Genomic DNA, 17,460 nt, shown 5'->3' on the forward strand with positions numbered 1-17,460 from the left:
CACTCTTTGCACTACTAGGCTGGACGGCGTGAGCGAAGACCATCGGTCGACCGAGACGGGGACGAGCACGGAGGCCCCTGAGGGAGTCGGCGCGCCTCCGGGCGCCAGGTCTCCGGGCCGGGGTCCCGCACCCCGCACAGCGACCGCCACGACCCGTGCGGCGACCGCCACGACCCGTGCGGCGACCGCCACGACCCGTGCGGCGACCGCCAAGACCCCCCGGACCGCGCCCGCGCAGGGTTCACGCCGGCTCAAGCAGCGCGTGGCGGTCATCATCCCGGCGAAGGACGAGGCGCGGCGCATCGCCGCGACCGTCCGTGCTGCGAAGGCGATCCCGCACGTCGATCTCGTGCTCGTGGTCGACGACGGGAGCGAGGACTCGACCCAGCACGTCGCGCGCGAGGCGGGCGCCGTCGTCGTGCGGCACTCGCACAACCGCGGCAAGGCCGCAGCGATGGAGACCGGGGCCGCGGTCGTCGCGATGCGCGACACGGCCGACCGGCCGCAGCGCCTCCTGCTGTTCGTCGACGGCGACCTGGGCGAGACGGCCGTGAACACGGCTCCGCTCGTGGCGCCCGTGCTCGACGGCGTCGCGGACGTCGCGATCGCACTGCTCCCGCCGCAGCCCGGTGCGGGCGGGCGGGGGATCGTCGTGGGTGCAGCGCGCCGCGCGATCCAGTCGATGACGGGGTGGACCCCGACGCAGCCGCTGTCCGGGATGCGCTGCCTCACGCGCGAGGCGTTCGAGGCGGCGACGCCGCTCGCGCACGGCTGGGGGGTGGAGACCGGCATGACGATCGACCTGCTGCGCAAGGGCTACGTCGCGATCGAGGTCCCGTGCGACCTGCGGCACCGCGCCTCGGGCAGCGACCTCAAGAGCCAGCTGCACCGTGCGGCGCAGTACCGCGACGTGCAGCTGGCGGTCAACGCCCGGCGCGTGCGCGCGGTCGCCGGAGCGTTGAGCGGCCGCCGGGACCGGTAGTCCCCGCCGGCCCGCCGAGCGGGTCGGGTGTGCTGCGCAGCGCGAGCATCCCCATGAGCGGCAGGGCCGCGACGAGCATCACGGTCGCGATCCGCACGCCGTAGTCGTTGACGATCGCGCCCCCGACGGCGGCGATGAGGAGCCCGACGAGCACCGGCCGGACGAGCGGCCACTGCTCCTCGACCCGCTCGAACCACCGCGGGCGCATCCTGGGGCCGCCCCACAGGACGAGTGCCGTGGCGATCACCAGGGCGAGCGTGACCCAGGCGGGGATCCCGTTGGTCACGGTCGCGGCCGCGTACCCGCCCTTGCGGGCGATGGTCTCCCACGCGGTCCCGTCGATCGCGGACTGGACGAACAGCCCGAGGTGCGTGCGCTCCGCCGCGGGCCGGAGCCAGTCGGCGATGCCGATGGCGGCGACGACGGCGACCCCGCCGATCCCGATGAGCGCGAGGCGAGTCCAGGTGACGCGCACGTCCGCGACCGCGAGCACCACGATCGCCGCGGCGGGCACGAGCACGAGGCCGCCACCGACGTCGGCCCCGAGGGTGGGCCACAGGTCGACGATCAACGCGACCGCGCCGATGCCGATGGCGGACCAGATCGCCGCGCGGCGTCGTCCCCGGTGCAGCAACCAGGTGGCGAGAGCCGCGGCCGTGATGAGCGCCGCGACGACGTACACGGAGTAGGTGGGGTTCCCGAAGCCGTAGTAGCGGCCGCCGAGCGTCGGGGCCGGGCCGAGCGGGCTGCCGCGGTGCAGGGGTGTGCCGAGCACGGCGTCGAGCGTGAGCACCGCGAACGTGATGCCGCTGATCAGGGCCGGCCCCACCCAGGCCGGTCGCCAGGGCGCGAGCGCCCCGAGGCCGGCGACGATCGCGGTGCAGCCGACCAGCGACAACCACATCACTACGCCCGGGTCGTCGAAGCGCCACCACGACCAGGTCGTCATGAGGAAGAGCCCGGCGGGCAGCGACGCCAGGACGAGCATGGTCCCGTCGAGCGCGGATCGTGCACGGCGCGCGGCCGTCGGGGAGCGTCGGGCGAGCCGCGGGCCGAGGACGAGCGCTCCCGCGAGCAGCACGATCGCGACGTACAGCGGCACGGTCGTCACGCTGCCGGCGACCCCGCGCAGCGTGTGGTCCCGCACGGTGAGCTCGGCGAGCTGGTCGACGGCGGTGGCAGCGTCGGTCGGCCGCGGTCCGGCGGGCACGAGCGGCGCCCCGGTGAACTCCGGCGGGTTCGGTGCGTCGACGGCGCCGAGGAGGGTCGTCGGCAGGTCGAGGAGGCGGACGGCCCCCTCCCAGCGCGTCGACGCGGCGGAGAGGAAGCGTGGCTGCGACTGCCCGTCGCCGTCCACGAGGCCGATGCCGAGGGACGGACGCCCCGGAGCGGGGTTGCCGGTGTCGACGACGATGACGGTCGCGTCGGCGGGGATCGACTGCAGGACACGGCGCACGGTGGTGTCGACCGCGCGGAGGGCGTCGTCGCGGCCGTCGACCCCGGTCGCTCCGGCGGCGAGCGCCGCGGGCACGGACTCGGGGTCCGGGTGGTAGGGAGCGGCGCCCGCGTCGACGATCGTCACGGGGCACGCGAACGACTCCGCCGGGGTGCGCAGCGCGGTCTCGAGGTCGCGGTAGCGCTCCACGGTGCCGTCCGGGCCGGCGAGCGCGAGCGCCGCACCGGGCCCGACCGCCGTCGTGCAGGCGCTCGCGCCCCCGAGCGACGAGGCGAGGACCCCGAGCTCGGGGTTGAACTCGGACGCGGACTGACGGTCCACGAGGTCAGCCCAGCCCTCGACGGTCGCGTCGCCCTCGCTGCCGGGCGTGACCGTCCAGGGCGCGCACTCCCAGGTGCCGTCGACCCGTTCGCCCGTCACGGCGCCACGGCCCGACGACAGCGACAGCCAGCCGCCCGCCGGGCACTGCCCGTTCGCGCCGCTCGTCCCGACGGCGACGCCGGCCGCGCTCGCGCCGTCGCGCAGGAGACCCCACAGGGTCGGGGTGGTGGTGCGCGAGACGTCGGCCCAGCGGACCCCGCCGGTCCCGACGACGACCACGGGTGAGCCGTCGGCCGTGACCGACGTGCCGCGTCCCGAGGTGACGTCACCGGCCGCGACGAGCGGCGGGGGAGCCGGGACGGCGACGGCCGCGAGCAGGAGCGTCGCGAGCAGCCCGCCGCCGGTCGCGAGCAGGACGCCGGGCATCCGCCGCAGCGGAGCCTGCTGCTCGATCTGCTTCTCCACCGGTCCCGTTGCCGGGCCGAACCACTGCGCACCGCACCAGGAGACGGCGAGCATCCCGAGGCCCACGAGGAGGACGACGCCCGCGACGACGATGCCCGAGTCGTTGAGGACGGTCCCGACGGCGGCCGCGACGACCACGCTGGTCACCACGGGACGCAGCAGCGGCCAGGTCTCGTACGCGCGGCGCAGCGGGTCGGGACGGAAGCGCTCGGGCCCGACGAGGGCGAGGCACAGGGCGACGATCGCGACGGTCGCCAGCGCACCGAGCGGGTTGGCGACGGTTGCCCAGGCGCCGCTGGCCTTGGAGACGAGGACGCCGTACGCCTCGCCGTCGAGCACGCGGTCCACGAACTGCCCGAGGTGTGAGCTGGTCCCCGGGCGGGCCCAGTCGATGACGGCGACGACGCCGACGACCGCGAGCGTCGCGGCGGCGGCACCGAGCGCGCGCTTGGCCGTGACCGTGGCTCCCGCGACACCGAGCAGGAGCACCACGAAGGCCGGGACCAGGGCGAGGATGCCGCCGAAGTCCGCGCCGAACGCGGGCCAGCCGTCGACGACGGTCGTCACGACCCCGACCCCCGCGGCGAGCCCCAGCGCCGCCCGGCGTCGCCCGCGGGCGAGCAGGAGGGCGGCGAGTGCCCCGGCGAGCACGAGCGCGCTGGCGGCGTACACGGAGAACGCGGTGTTGCCGAAGCCGTAGTAGCGGGCGCCGAGCGTGGGGGTCGCGCCGAGGATCGACCCTTGCTGCAGCACCGTGCCCGTGAGCCCGTCGACGGTCAGGACGAGCCAGGTCAGACCTGCGGTCGTGGCGCCCAGCCGCCAGGGGCTCGGCGGCAGCAGCCGGGACAGGCCCCAGGCGCCGAGCGCGAGGGCGAGGGTCGCGACGATGGACCACAGGGTCGCGGCGAACATGGGCGCGGACCAGCCCCACCAGCGGGAGAGCGCGGCGAGGTAGGCGCCTGCGGGCGCACACGCGGCAAGGAGCAGGACGGCGGTGCTGACCCTGCGCGTCACGGGGCCCGGCCACGCGGGGCGGGCACCGGGGGACGCCAGCCGGTGGGCGCGGCGTCGGGCAAGGAGGAGCGCGCCGACCGCGGCGGCCCCGGCGAGGCCGACGACGACCACGAAGACCGGCATGAGGTGCGGGATCGTGTTGGTCATCTCGGTGAGGTAGCGGCGGTTCTCCACCGTCCGCACCGGGCTCATCCGGCGTTCGGCGTCGACGACGAAGGGCGAGCCGTCGAGCTTGTCCACCGGGGCGCCCGCGGCCTGCGCCGCGGTCGCGGCGAGGTCCGCGAGGGTGATGATGCCCGGACGGCGCGTCGAGTCGGACACCAGCCAGCCGGCGGGCCCGCCGCCCTGGTGCCAGTCGACGACGACCTGCAGCCCGTGCTGCTCGACCGGGGTGTCCGAGACGCCCGCGACCACGACGCGCCATCCGGCCGGGACGGTGTCCACGAGCCAGTGCAGCACGTCGTCGAGCTCGTCGAGGGCGGCGCGGCGGTCCGTCGGCTCGTACGGGAGCTCACCGAGGTCGACCATCGTGACGGGGCAGCGGACGAGCTCGTCGTCGTCGAGCTGCGCGAGGTCGGGGACGTACCGCTCGACGTGACCGTCCGTGTCGGCGAGGGCCAGCGCGGCCCCGGGCCCGACGGCGGTCGTGCAGGTCCCGGCCTCGGCGATCCGCTCGCCGATGGTGCCCGGGACGCCGTACGCACCGGGGTGCTCGGCCGGGTCGGCGGTCAGGGACGACCAGTCGGCGACGTCGTGCGGGGAGGGGTCCTCGGCGCCGGCCTGCGAGGGCGCGACCTCCGGGACCGGCGGGCAGTCGACGGGCACGTAGGAGGGCTCGGTGTCCTCCGGGGCGTCGTCCGCGGTGGTGCCGTCGTCGGACTCCGGTGCGTCGCCGCTCGCGGACTCCTCCTGCGGGGCGAGGGTGCGTCGGCCGGCGGAGAGCGTGAGCCACGCGTCGAGGGGGCACGTCTCGGGGTTGACGGTGCGCACCGAGATCGAGGCCACCGAGCCTTCGGAGATCATCCGCCACAGGGTGGGTGTGCTCGTGCGGTCGACGTCCGTCCAGTGCAGGCCGCCGGTGCCGACGACGACGATCCCGTCCGCCGCAGGGGTCACGACCTCGTCCTCGGTCGACGCGTGGGCGGCCGCGGGGGCCACGAGCGCGGAGGTCAGCGCGAGCGAGGCGACGAGGAGGGCGCGCCACGGGGCGGCGGCACGAGCAGGAGCGGCCGCGCGGGGGCGGTCGGACGACACGAGGGGCACCCTGCCAGGGTACGGGGGCGCCGGCGTCCGGCCGGTGGGTCAGCGGTGGACCGGGACACAACGCCCCGGAACGTTCACGAGGCGGTCACTGCACCCGCACCACGAGCGCCCCGGGGTCGACGCGCGAGACGAGCTCGACGGCCTTGCCGAGCACGTCACCGTCCACCTGCGCCTGCTCGCCGCCCTCGACGCGGACGTGCACACGCTTGGCCCGCGCGTGGTCGATGCGGCCGATCTTCGCGGGCAGGTCGTTCCGCAGCCCGAAGCCCTGCATGACGACCTCGCCGAAGAGCTGGGCCCAGCCCACGATCCCGCCGCGGGTGTCGATGGCCGCGATGTCGTGGACGCCGTCGTCGATCACGGCGTCAGGCAGGAGAGTGATGCCGCCGGGCAGCTTGCCGCAGTTGCCGATGAGCAACGAGCGCAGCCGCGCGCTGACGACGGGCTTGTCGTCGAGGGTGATCTGCGCGCGCATGCGGCTGCCGTGCAGGTGTCGGATCCCGGCGACGAAGTACGCGACCCAGCCGACGCGCGCCTTGAGGTCGTCGTCGGCGTCGGCGACCATGGCCGCGTCGAAGCCGAGCCCGGCGATGACGAGGAAGATGTGCTCCTTGTCCGTATCGAACGGCGTCCCGGTGGCGTCGGCGGTGCCCTCGGGCGGCTCGCTGGTGACGGGGTCCTCGGCGTACTCGAGGATCTGGGTCCAGCCGACGTCGATCGGCCGGTCCTTGCCGGCGATGACGATGCGCAGCGCGGCGACGGCGTCGGTGACGGGCAGGTCGAGGTTGCGGGCGAGGAGGTTGCCCGTGCCGACGGGCAGGAGGCCCATGGGCTTGCCCGTGCCGGTCAGCGCCTCGGCGACGGCACGGACGGTCCCGTCGCCGCCGACGGCGACCACCACGTCCGCACCCTTCGACAGGGCGTCCTTCGTCTGTCCGAGCCCGGGGTCCTCGACGGTGGTCTCGAGCCACAGCGGATCGGGCAGCGCGGCCTCGGCGAAGGCGCGCCGGACGGTCTCCTCGAGGTCGCCGACCCCCGGCTTGGACGGGTTCGCGACGAAGGCGACGAGCTCGCGCGAGTCCTCCTGCGGAGTCGCCCGGCGCCCGGACGCTGCGCCCGCGCGCGCGTCCTGCCGCCTCATCCGGCCCTGCTCGATGAAGATGCCGAGCGCGACGACGAGCGCCGCGACGGCGATGACGATCGCGACGATGCCGAGCCAGAATTCCCATGCCATGTGGCACACCGTAGCCGCCGCAGGGCGCGGTGGCGCTGGCAGGGCCCGCGCGGGACCGTCAGCCGACCGGGTACGTCGGCAACCACGGCGGCCGTGCCGGACCCGGCAGGACCGGGGTGCGCAGTTCGTTAGGCTGCACGGGTGATCGATCTTCGACTTCTGCGCGACAACCCCGACGTCGTCCGCGCCAGCCAGGTGGCCCGCGGTGACGACCCCGACCTCGTGGACGCGGCGCTCGACGCCGACGCACGCCGTCGGGCCGCCCTCACCGACTACGAGCAGCTGCGTGCCGAGCAGAAGTCCCTCGGCAAGAAGGTGGCGCAGGCCCAGGGCGAGGAGAAGCAGGAGCTCCTCGCGCACACCAAGCAACTCTCCGCCGACGTCAAGGCGCGCCAGGCCGACTCGGAGGCCGCCGACGCGGAGCTCAAGAAGCTGCTGTACTCGATCTCCAACGTCATCGCGGGCGCGCCCCCCGGCGGCGAGGACGACTACGTCGTCCTGCGCGAGGAGGGCACCATCCGCGACTTCGCGGCCGAGGGCTTCGCCCCGCGCGACCACCTCGACCTCGGCGAGGGCCTCGCCGCGATCGACACGGAGCGCGGCGCCAAGGTCTCCGGCGCGCGGTTCTACTACCTCACCGGCGTCGGCGCCCGCCTCGAGCTCGCGCTCCTCAACGCGGCGATGGACCAGGCGCTCGCGGCGGGCTTCACGCCCGTCATCACCCCGACCCTCGTACGGCCCGAGGTCATGCAGGGCACCGGGTTCCTCGGCGCGCACGCGGACGAGATCTACCGGCTCGAGAAGGACGACCTGTACCTCGTCGGGACGAGCGAGGTCGCCCTCGCCGGCTACCACTCGGGCGAGATCATCGACCTCACGGCCGGGCCGCGACGCTACGCCGGGTGGAGCGCCTGCTACCGCCGCGAGGCCGGCTCGCACGGCAAGGACACGCGCGGCATCATCCGCGTGCACCAGTTCCACAAGGTCGAGATGTTCAGCTACGTCGCCCCGGAGGACGCCGAGGCCGAGCACCAGCGCCTGCTCGCCTGGGAGGAGGCCATGCTGCGCAAGGCCGAGCTGCCCTACCGCGTCATCGACACCGCCGCGGGCGACCTCGGGTCGAGCGCGGCGCGCAAGTTCGACTGCGAGGCGTGGCTGCCCACGCAGGAGCGGTACCTCGAGCTGACCTCGACCTCGAACTGCACGACGTTCCAGGCGCGTCGCCTCGGTGTGCGCGAGCGGACCGAGGCCGGGGACACCCGCACGGTCGCGACGCTCAACGGCACGCTCGGCACCACCCGCTGGATCGTCGCGATCCTCGAGAACCACCAGCAGCCCGACGGGTCGGTGCGCGTCCCCGAGGGGCTGCGGCCCTACCTCGGCGGCCTCGAGGTGCTCGAGCCGGTCGCGCGCTGATGACCGAGGTCCGGGGCGGGGGAGCCGACGGTCCGCTGCTCGTCGCGCTCGACATCGACGGCACGCTCATGTCGTACGACCAGGAGCTGTCGGAGGACGTGCGCGACGCCGTGGCGGACCTGCGCGCCGGCGGGCACCACGTCGTCCTCGCCACGGGCCGCTCGCTCCTCGCGGTCACCCCTGTCGCGGAGATCCTCGGGATCGACCGCGGCTGGGTGGTCGCGTCCAACGGCGCCGTCACGGCGCGCCTCGACCCCGACGCTCCCGAGGGCTACGTGCTCGAGGACGTCGTGACGTTCGACCCCGGGCCCGCGCTGCGGCTGCTGCGCGACCAGCTTCCCGGCGCCCGCTACGCGGTCGAGGACATCGGTGTCGGCTTCCGGATGAGTGAGCTCTTCCCCGACGGCGAGCTCGAGGGTGTGCACCAGGTGGTGGACTTCGACGACCTGTGGGCCGGCGAGGTCACGCGTGTCATCGTGCGCAGCCCGGAGAGCACGAGCGACACGTTCCACGAGCTCGTCGAGCACCTGGGTCTCGACGACGTGACGTACGCCGTCGGCTGGACGGCCTGGATGGACCTCGCGCCCCTCGGGGTGTCCAAGGCGACGGCCCTCGAGCAGGTCCGGCGCGGGCTGCACGTCCAGCCGCACCGGACGGTCGCGATCGGCGACGGGCGCAACGACGTCGAGATGCTCGGTTGGGCCGCGCGCGGCGTCGCGATGGGCCACGCCGACGCGGTGGTGCGGGCGGCGGCGGACGAGGTCACCGGCAGTATCGACGACGACGGTGCCGTCACCGTCCTCCGCGGCCTGCTCCCCTCCCCGCCGAGATAGAACTCTGGCTGCCGAGGTAGAACTCTGGCTGCCGAGGTAGAACTCTGGTCGCTGACCAGGGTTCTACCTCGGCGGCTGCCGTTCTATCTCGCGGACAGGGGTTCTATCTCGCGGTGAGGACGACCGGGCCGTCCTCCGTGATGGCGACGGTGTGCTCCGAGTGCGCGCCGCGCGAGCCGTCCACCGACCGCAGGGTCCAGCCGTCGGGGTCGGTGAAGATCTCGTCGGTCGTCTCGAGGAACCACGGCTCGATCGCGATGACCAGCCCTGGCTTGAGCGGGAAGCCGCGGCCCTTGCGGCCGTCGTTGGGCACGTGCGGGTCGCCGTGCATGGTGCGCCCGACGCCGTGGCCCCCGAAGTCCGTGTTGATCCGGTACCCGGCCTTGTGCCCGACGGCGGCGATCGCCGCAGAGATGTCGCCCACCTTGTTCCCGGGCCGGGCGGCGGCGATACCCGCGGCCAGCGCGATCTCGGACGTCTCGATGAGCTTCGCGTCCGAGGCGCCGCCGGCGCCGGGGCGGGGGTTCCCCACGACGAACGACGTCGCGGAGTCCGAGACCCAGCCGTCGACCGAGGCGGCGAAGTCGATGCTCAGCAGGTCGCCGTCGCGCAGGGCGTAGTCGTGGGGGAGGCCGTGCAGCACGGCGTCGTTCACCGAGGTGCAGATGACCTTGCCGAACGGGCTCGCGCCGAAGGACGGGTGGTAGTCGATGTAGCACGACTCGGCGCCGCGTTCGCGGATCATGCGGTGGGCCACCGCGTCGAGCTCGAGCAGGTTCACGCCGACCGCGGCCGCGTCCTTGACGGCGGTGAGGACGTCGGCGACGAATCGTCCGGCGGGCCGCATCTCCTCGATCTCGCGTGCGGTCCTCAGCTCGATCATCGTGGTCCTCTCGGTGGTCCTGCCCTTCGCGGGCGCGCGGTGCACGCCCGGGCGACCACGATATCCGGGCTCCCGGAGGTCGCGCACCGAGGCTGCGGAGGTGTGGGAGCGCTCCCTGCCGCAAGCGCTTGCATCGATATCGTCTCAATCCGGCCCCGCCCCTCGCACGGTCGTGGAGAACGGGGCAGAATCAGCGTCCGTGGCAGGCATCGACGACGTTGCACAGGCGGCCGGGGTATCGACGGCGACCGTCTCCCGTGCGCTCCGCGGACTGCCGAACGTGTCGGAGGCCACGCGGCTGCGCGTCCTCGCCGAGGCGGCGCGCCTCGGGTACGTGCCCTCGCCGTCGGCGGCGTCGCTCGCCACCGGGCGGACGCGGACCATCGGCCTGCTCACGCCGTGGGTCAACCGGTGGTTCTTCTCGAACGTCATCGAGGGAGCCGAGCGCACGCTGCGGGGGCTGGGCTACGACGTCCTGCTCTACACGTTCGAGGTGAAGCAGTCCGCGACCCGCCGGCGCGTCGACCCGAACGTCCTGCGGCACCGGGTGGACGGCACCCTCGTGGTGGGGCTGCCGCTGGACGACGACGAGGTCCGCTCGCTCGTCGACCTCGGGCGACCGCTCGCGTTCGTCGGGTCCGGGCCCGCGGACCAGGTGACCGCACGGCTCGACGACGTCAGCACCGGTCGTGAGGCGACGCGCCACCTGCTCGACCTGGGCCACCGGTGCGTCGGGCACGTGACCGGTGTGCCGGACCTCGTCTCGTCCTGGTCCCCGCCGGCGGAGCGGTCGCACGGGTACACGCTCGAGCTGGCGGACGCCGGGATCGAGCCCGACCCGGAGCTCGTCGTGAACGGTGACTTCGACGTCCAGGGCGGGCGGGAGTCCACGCTGGGGCTGCTGCGGCGCCGCCCCGACGTGACCGCGGTCTTCGCGGCGTCGGACGAGATGGCGATGGGGGCGATGCTCGCGGCCCGGGACCTGGGCCTCGACGTCCCGGGTGACCTGTCGGTCATCGGGGTGGACGGGCACGACCTCGCCGAGCTCGTCGGGCTGACCACGATGGCGCAGGACGCGTACCAGCAGGGGGCCGACGCGTCGCTGCTGCTCATGGAGATGATCAGCGGCGCTCCGGTGCCGGCCTCCCTGACCTACCCGACCGAGCTGGTGGACCGCGGGTCCACGGCCCCGCCGCGCGCGCCGGAGGCGGCGTAACGGAATCGTTACTGAATATCGCCCTGTTTGCGCTTGCACGCGCGTGATGTAAACGCTTGCATAGCGGTAGGGCGAGCGCACGCCGTGCACTCGCAGCACCGGGCGAGTCCCGTGCGCACCATTGAGGCAGCACCACGACGTTGTGGAGGGATGGTCATGACCAGGACCATGACAGTGACGAAGCGCCGGACATATGCGGCGATCGCCGGAGGGGCGGCCCTCGCCCTGACGCTGGCAGCCTGTGGCGGTGACGACGGCGAAGGCGGCGGGGGCGGCGGCGGAGACGACGAACCGACCGCCTCGTCGATCGACTGCGAGGCGTACGACGAGTTCGGGGACCTCGAGGGCACGACGGTGAACGTCTACACCTCGATCGTCGAACCGGAGCAGCAGACGCAGGAGGACTCCTACGACCCGTTCGAGGAGTGCACCGGCGTCGAGGTGAAGTACGAAGGGTCCCGCGAGTTCGAGGCACAGCTCCTCGTGCGGATCCAGGCCGGCAACGCGCCGGACATCGCCTACCTGCCGCAGCCGGGTCTGCTGCGCACGATCGTCGAGGACTTCGACGCGATCGTCCCGGCCCCGGACGCGACTGCGGCCAACGTGGACGAGTACTTCAGCGAGTCGTGGAAGGACTACGGCACGGTCGACGGCACCTTCTACGCGGCGCCCCTCGGGTCGAACGTCAAGTCCTACGTCTGGTACTCGCCGTCGATGTTCGCCGACGCCGGCTACGAGGTCCCCCAGACCTGGGACGAGATGATCGACCTCTCCGACCAGATCGTCGCCGACGGGCAGATGCCCTGGTGCGCCGGGTTCGGCTCGGGCGACGCGACCGGCTGGCCCGGAACGGACTGGATCGAGGACGTCGTGCTCCGCACGGCCGGGCCTGAGGTCTACGACCAGTGGTACACGCACGAGATCCCGTTCAACGACCCGCAGATCGTCGAGGCATTCGACACCGCGGGCGAGATCCTGAAGAACGACGAGTACGTGAACGCCGGTCTCGGTGGCATCGACTCCATCGCGACGACCGAGTGGACCGCCGGTGGTGTGCCGATCCTCGCCGGCCAGTGCTGGATGCACCGCGCGGCGAACTTCTACCAGACCCAGTGGCCCGAGGGCACGGAGGTCGGCGAGGACGGCGACGTCTTCGCCTTCTACCTGCCGACCAACCAGACCGACGTGCGCCCCGTGCTCGGCGGCGGCGAGTTCGTCGGCGCGTTCAACGACCGGCCCGAGGTCCAGGCCTTCCAGACCTACCTCTCCAGCGCCGACTGGGCGAACGCCAAGGCCCTGACGACGCCCATGGGTGGCTGGGTCAGCGCGAACAACGGGCTCGACCCGGAGAACCTCGCGACCACGTTCGACCAGCTCTCGGCAGAGATCCTCGCGGACCCCGACGCGGTCATCCGCTTCGACGCGTCCGACCTCATGCCGGGTGAGGTCGGTGCCGGGACGTTCTGGACCGGGATGGTGGACTGGGTGACCGGTTCCAGCACGCAGGAGGTCGTCGACCGGATCGAAGCATCCTGGCCGTGATCGTCGCACGAGCATAGAACCGGGGGCCCGCCGATCGGCGGGCCCCCGGCCTTCCCCTCACGTTGAACCGAGTGCCCGTCGTCGTGGACGGGCGGTACGGAGGCTGACCGATGGACTGGTGGAAGTACGCCGACACTCCGCTGGAGAAGTTCGGCCTGATGTTCCTGGCGATCGCGCTCTTCGTGATCGTCATGGGCGTGATCCTCGTGGCGGTCGACCGGCCGAAACGCGTCCCCCGCTGGCTGGTGACCCTCGGGTTCGTGGGACCGGCGCTCCTGTTCATCACGTTCGGTCTGGTCATCCCCGGTGTCAGGACGATCTACCAGTCGTTCTTCGACAACCGCAGCGTCGAGTTCATCGGGTTCGACAACTACGTCCAGGCCTTCACGCAGGACCAGTTCCAGATCGTCCTGCGCAACACCGCGATCTGGGTCATCGTCGTCCCGGTCGCCGCGACGATCATCGGCCTGATCTACGCGGTCCTGGTGGACCGGACGCGCTTCGAGAAGCTCGCCAAGGCACTGATCTTCATCCCGATGGCGATCTCGATGGTCGGTGCGTCGATCATCTGGAAGTTCGTCTACGAGTTCCGCCCGGACCAGGGGAACATCCAGCAGATCGGTCTCCTCAACCAGGTCGTGGTGTGGCTCGGGTTCGAGCCCCAGCAGTTCCTCATCGGCCAGCCTGCCAACACGTTCTTCCTCATCGCCGTGATGATCTGGATCCAGACCGGTTTCGCGATGACGATCCTCTCGGCCGCGATCAAGGCCATCCCTGACGACATCGTCGAGGCGGCACGGCTCGACGGGCTCAAGGGTGTGCAGATGTTCCGCTTCATCACGGTCCCGAGCATCCGACCCGCCTTGATCGTCGTCCTCACCACGATCGCCATGGGGACGCTGAAGGTCTTCGACATCGTGCGCACGATGACCGGTGGTCAGTTCGGGACCTCGGTGGTGGCGAACGAGTTCTACACGCAGAGCTTCCGGATGAACAACATCGGGCTCGGAGCGGCCCTCGCGGTCATCCTCTTCGTCCTCGTCATCCCGCTGGTGATCTACAACGTGCGCCAGCTCCGCATCTCGGAGGAGATCCGATGACCAGCACACCGACCCCCCCGATCGCGAGCGAGGACTCCCTCACCACCCAGGGCGCGTCCGGCGGCCCCCGTCCGGTCAAGAAGCTCAGCCGTCTGGAGAAGCGCGCGATCGCCGCCAAGGGCAAGCTCAGCTCGCCGTGGGCATCCGGTATCGCGATCCTGCTCGCGATCCTCTGGACCGTTCCCACCGTCGGCCTGCTCGTGACGTCGTTCCGTCCCCAGATCGACATCCTCAGCAGCGGATGGTGGACGACGCTGCGCGATCCCGAGTTCACCCTGAGCAACTACGAGCAGGCTCTCTACGGCAGCTCGGCGAACCTGGCGACGTACTTCGTCAACTCGATCGTCATCACGCTCCCCGCGGTCGTCATCCCGATCACGCTCGCGCTGCTCGCCTCCTACGCGTTCGCGTGGATCGACTTCAAGGGCCGCAGCATCCTGTTCGTGGCGGTCTTCGCGCTGCAGATCGTGCCGATCCAGATCACCCTGATCCCGCTGCTGCGGCAGTACGTGCAGTGGGACATCGCCGGCACGTTCTGGACGGTGTGGCTCTCGCACTCGATCTTCGCGTTGCCGCTCGCGATCTTCCTGCTCCACAACTTCATGAAGGACATCCCGCCGTCGCTCGTCGAGGCGGCGCGGGTCGACGGTGCCGGGCACGTGAAGATCTTCTTCCGTGTGCTCCTGCCGCTTCTCGTCCCGGCCATCGCGTCCTTCGCGATCTTCCAGTTCCTCTGGGTGTGGAACGACCTGCTGGTCGGTCTGACGTTCGCGAACCCGGACTCGCGGCCGCTGACGGTGGCCGTGGCGGACCTGGCCGGATCACGCGGTGGTGACTGGCACCTGCTGACGGCCGGAGCGTTCATCTCCATGATCGTGCCGCTGGTCGTCTTCCTGGCGCTGCAGCGGTACTTCGTCCGCGGGCTCCTGGCGGGCTCGGTCAAGGGCTGACCCCGCCGCACTTCCACCCGTCGACCAGGTGGCTGTGGCCCGTCAGGAGCTCCTGACGGGCCACAGCCACATGCTCGGCCGGGCGGGTCGGGTCCGGTCGTCGAGGCAGCGGCTCTAGAGTCGACGGGTGCCGTCGAGACCTGGACAGGTGCTGGACCGTGTCCCGCCGCCTCTGCTGTTCGTCGCCTCCGGACTGACCCAGTACCTCGGTGCCGCGATCGCGGTGGGACTCTTCGCCGTCGTCGGGGCGCCGGAGGTGGGCTGGCTGCGCATCCTCTTCGCGGCGGCCCTGCTCCTCGCGTGGCGGCGGCCCTGGCGTCGTCGGTGGGCGCGGCGCGAGCTGGCGTGGGTGGTCGTGTTCGGGGTGGCGCTGGCCGCGATGAACGTCGCGTTCTACGTCGCGATCGACCACCTGCCCCTCGGCACGGCCGTCGCGATCGAGTTCCTCGGACCGGTCGCGGTCGCCGCGATCACCGGCCGCGGGTGGCGCGAGCGCGGCGGCATCGCCGTGGCGGCGTGCGGCGTCGTGCTGCTGGCGGGTGTCACGCTGACGTCCGACCTGCCGCGCGAGGACGCGGTCGTCGGGCTCGTCGCGATCGGGGTCGCCGCCGCCTGCTGGGCGGCCTACATCCTCCTGGGGCGGCGCGTCGCCCTCGGCGGGTCGGGCGTGACGTCGCTCGCGGTCGCCATGGCCGCGGGTGCGCTCGTGCTCGCGCCGTTCTTCGCGCCGTCGACCGGCGCGGTGTGGGGTGACTGGCGGCTGCTGCTCGCCCTCGTCGCGATCGGCCTGTTCTCCTCGGTGGTCCCGTACGGCATGGAGCAGGTGATCCTCCGGCGGGTGAGTGCCGCGACCTTCTCCGTGCTGCTCGCGCTCCTGCCGGCGACGGCCACGGCCATCGGCGCGGTCGTCCTGCGCGAGATCCCGACCCTGCCGGAGGTCGTGGGCCTGCTGCTCGTCTCCGGCGCGATCGCGATGACGGCACGACGCGCGGACCCGCCACCCGTCTGACCTGCGGGTCGGCCGAGTGCCGGGTGGTGCCGGGCGAAGGTCGGGCGACGGCAGATCAGAGGTACTGGCCGGGCGTCGGGCGCCCGTCCTGGCCGTCCTGGCCCTGTGCGCCGGGTGCACCGTGCCCCGCGGAGGGGTGCGCGTCCGGTGGCAAGGACCCGGCCGGCAGCGCCCGCCGGATCTGCGTGAGCTGGGCCTGCGCCGCCATCTGCTGCGCGACGAGCGCCGTCTGGATGCCGTGGAACAGGCCCTCCAGCCAGCCCACGAGCTGCGCCTGCGCGACCCGCAGCTCGGCGTCGGACGGGACGGTGTCGTCGCCGAACGGCAGCGTGATGCGGTGCAGCTCGGCGACGAGCTCGGGGGAGAGCCCTTCTTCGAGCTCCCGGAGCGAACGCTCGTGGATCTCGGCGAGCCGCTCCCGCGCGGCCTCGTCGAGCGGGGCGTCGCGCACCTCCTCGAGGAGCCGCTTGATCATGCCGCCGATGCGCATGACCTTCGCCGGCTCCTCGATGGCGCTCTCCGGGCCGCGCGACGTCGCCGCGACCTCACCGGCCGTCTCGTCGGTGCGGTCGTCCGTCAGGTCGTCCGTGCTGTCGTTCTCCGCCATGTGCCCAGTCTGTCGTCATCCGCGACCGGGCGCGACGCTGCGGCTCACGGCACGAGCAGCACCTTGCCGAACACCTCGCCCGAGTCGAGCAGCCGGTGGGCCTCGGCCGCCTCGTCGAGCGGGAGCCGCGCGTGCACCACGGGGCGCACGCGGCCGTCCTCCACGAGCGGCCACGCGTGCGCGAGCACGTCGCGCACCAGCCGCGCCTTCCAGGCGGCGGGGCGGGAGCGCAGCGTCGTACCGGTCACGCTCGCGCGCTTGGCGAGCAGGGCGCCCAGGTCGAGCTCGCCCGTCCGCCCCTTCTGCAGGCCGATCACGACGAGCCGGCCGTCCGTGGCCAGGACGCGGACGTTGTCCTGCAGGTAGGCCGCGCCGACGACGTCGAGCACCACGTCCGCACCCTGCCCGCCCGACGCCTCGCGGACGGCGGCGACGAAGTCCTCGTCCCGGTGGTCGACGGCGAGCTCGGCGCCCAGGGCGCGGCACCGTGCGACGCGCTCGGGGCCGCCCGCCGTGACGGCGACGTGCGCTCCCAGGGCGGCGCCGAGCTGCGTGGCGACCGTCCCGACCCCGCCCGAGCCGCCGTGCACGAGGAGCCACTCGCCGGCGGCGAGCCGCCCGACGTCGACCAGGTTGCTCCAGGCCGTGCACACGGCCTCGGGGAGCGCCGCCGCGTCGACGAGGTCGACGCCGTCGGGCGCCGGGAGCACCTGCGTGGCGGCGACGCGGACCTGCTCGGCGTACCCGCCGCCGTCGAGAAGGGCGACCACCCGGTCACCGACGTCCCACCCAGTGAGACCGGTCGCGACCGCCCGGACCGTCCCCGCGACCTCGAGACCGGGCCACTCGGGTGCACCCGGCGGCGGAGGGTAGTGGCCGGCGCGTTGTAGCAGGTCAGCACGGTTCACGCCAGCCGAAACGACGTCGATGACGACCTCGCCGGGCAGGGGGGTCTGGTCATCGAGCGTGGAAACGGCTAGTTTCTCAGGGCCACCTGGGGCGGATATCGTGACGGCTCGCACGTCCACGAGACTACGTCGCCGGGGGTCGCGGGGGGCTGACGAATTAGGTCTGCACGGGAAGTGCACCGATAGTTAGTACGCACACCGGGGGTCGTCGCGGGAGCGAGGTCGCACACGACCGGCTCCCGAGCGGCCTCTGGATCTGAT

The 17,460-nt window shown here is 72.7% G+C and carries 13 protein-coding genes; 8 read left to right on the plus strand and 5 right to left on the minus strand.

Translation table 11 applies throughout. The annotated features are described in order from the left end of the window. Positions 1–262: 262 nt before the first annotated feature. The gene (locus OHL10_RS07935) at positions 263–982 is read left to right on the plus strand and encodes a glycosyltransferase family 2 protein (RefSeq protein WP_265521759.1); all 720 of its coding nucleotides are present in this window, start codon (positions 263–265) and stop codon (positions 980–982) included. Here the strand turns inward: OHL10_RS07935 and OHL10_RS07940 are convergent. Both OHL10_RS07940 and OHL10_RS07945 read right to left on the minus strand, forming a co-directional pair. Beyond that, positions 924–5,501: a hypothetical protein gene (locus tag OHL10_RS07940; protein ID WP_265521659.1), complete on the minus strand. Its 4,578-nt coding sequence runs from the start codon at positions 5,499–5,501 to the stop codon at positions 924–926. The genes OHL10_RS07935 and OHL10_RS07940 overlap by 59 nt on opposite strands. A gap of 85 nt (positions 5,502–5,586) precedes the next feature. Continuing rightward, positions 5,587–6,735, minus strand: a complete 1,149-nt coding sequence (locus OHL10_RS07945) for a diacylglycerol/lipid kinase family protein (protein ID WP_265521660.1) — start codon at positions 6,733–6,735, stop codon at positions 5,587–5,589. A 141-nt stretch (positions 6,736–6,876) separates the two neighbouring features. Here OHL10_RS07945 and serS point away from each other — a divergent pair, with 141 nt between their 5' ends. Continuing rightward, a complete protein-coding gene (serS, locus tag OHL10_RS07950; RefSeq protein ID WP_265521661.1) occupies positions 6,877–8,151 on the plus strand; it encodes a serine--tRNA ligase in 1,275 nt (424 codons plus the stop codon). Then, positions 8,151–8,984: an HAD family hydrolase gene (locus OHL10_RS07955; RefSeq protein ID WP_265521662.1), complete on the plus strand. Its 834-nt coding sequence runs from the start codon at positions 8,151–8,153 to the stop codon at positions 8,982–8,984. The genes serS and OHL10_RS07955 overlap by 1 nt, the downstream gene beginning before the upstream one ends. Before the next feature lie 103 nt (positions 8,985–9,087). Here the strand turns inward: OHL10_RS07955 and map are convergent, their stop codons facing one another. Next, positions 9,088–9,867 carry a type I methionyl aminopeptidase gene (gene map, locus OHL10_RS07960; RefSeq protein ID WP_265521663.1) on the minus strand — a complete coding sequence of 260 codons (780 nt, stop codon included), beginning with the start codon at positions 9,865–9,867 and terminating at the stop codon, positions 9,088–9,090. 199 nt (positions 9,868–10,066) lie between these two features. Here map and OHL10_RS07965 point away from each other — a divergent pair, with 199 nt between their 5' ends. From OHL10_RS07965 to OHL10_RS07985, 5 genes are all read left to right on the plus strand, one after another. Then, complete coding sequence (locus OHL10_RS07965) at positions 10,067–11,083, plus strand: LacI family DNA-binding transcriptional regulator (protein WP_265521664.1); 1,017 nt, start codon at positions 10,067–10,069, stop codon at positions 11,081–11,083. A 156-nt stretch (positions 11,084–11,239) separates the two neighbouring features. After that, complete coding sequence (locus tag OHL10_RS07970; RefSeq protein ID WP_265521665.1) at positions 11,240–12,625, plus strand: ABC transporter substrate-binding protein; 1,386 nt, start codon at positions 11,240–11,242, stop codon at positions 12,623–12,625. A 110-nt stretch (positions 12,626–12,735) separates the two neighbouring features. Beyond that, positions 12,736–13,725 carry a carbohydrate ABC transporter permease gene (locus tag OHL10_RS07975; protein ID WP_265521666.1) on the plus strand — a complete coding sequence of 330 codons (990 nt, stop codon included), beginning with the start codon at positions 12,736–12,738 and terminating at the stop codon, positions 13,723–13,725. After that, positions 13,722–14,675 (plus strand): carbohydrate ABC transporter permease, encoded by a 954-nt coding sequence (locus OHL10_RS07980; RefSeq protein ID WP_265521667.1) that lies wholly within the window; start codon positions 13,722–13,724, stop codon positions 14,673–14,675. Before OHL10_RS07975 ends, OHL10_RS07980 begins: the two co-directional genes overlap by 4 nt. A gap of 127 nt (positions 14,676–14,802) precedes the next feature. Further along, positions 14,803–15,684: an EamA family transporter gene (locus OHL10_RS07985; protein ID WP_265521668.1), complete on the plus strand. Its 882-nt coding sequence runs from the start codon at positions 14,803–14,805 to the stop codon at positions 15,682–15,684. A 55-nt stretch (positions 15,685–15,739) separates the two neighbouring features. Here OHL10_RS07985 and OHL10_RS07990 read toward each other — a convergent pair whose 3' ends face one another. Together OHL10_RS07990 and OHL10_RS07995 are read right to left on the minus strand one after the other, a co-directional pair. After that, positions 15,740–16,291, minus strand: a complete 552-nt coding sequence (locus tag OHL10_RS07990) for a bacterial proteasome activator family protein (RefSeq protein WP_265521669.1) — start codon at positions 16,289–16,291, stop codon at positions 15,740–15,742. 44 nt (positions 16,292–16,335) lie between these two features. Continuing rightward, the gene (locus OHL10_RS07995; RefSeq protein ID WP_265521670.1) at positions 16,336–17,313 is read right to left on the minus strand and encodes an NAD(P)H-quinone oxidoreductase; all 978 of its coding nucleotides are present in this window, start codon (positions 17,311–17,313) and stop codon (positions 16,336–16,338) included. Positions 17,314–17,460: the final 147 nt, after the last annotated feature.

Source organism: Oerskovia flava (assembly GCF_026163685.1).
In the GTDB taxonomy this organism is placed as follows: domain Bacteria; phylum Actinomycetota; class Actinomycetes; order Actinomycetales; family Cellulomonadaceae; genus Oerskovia_A; species Oerskovia_A flava.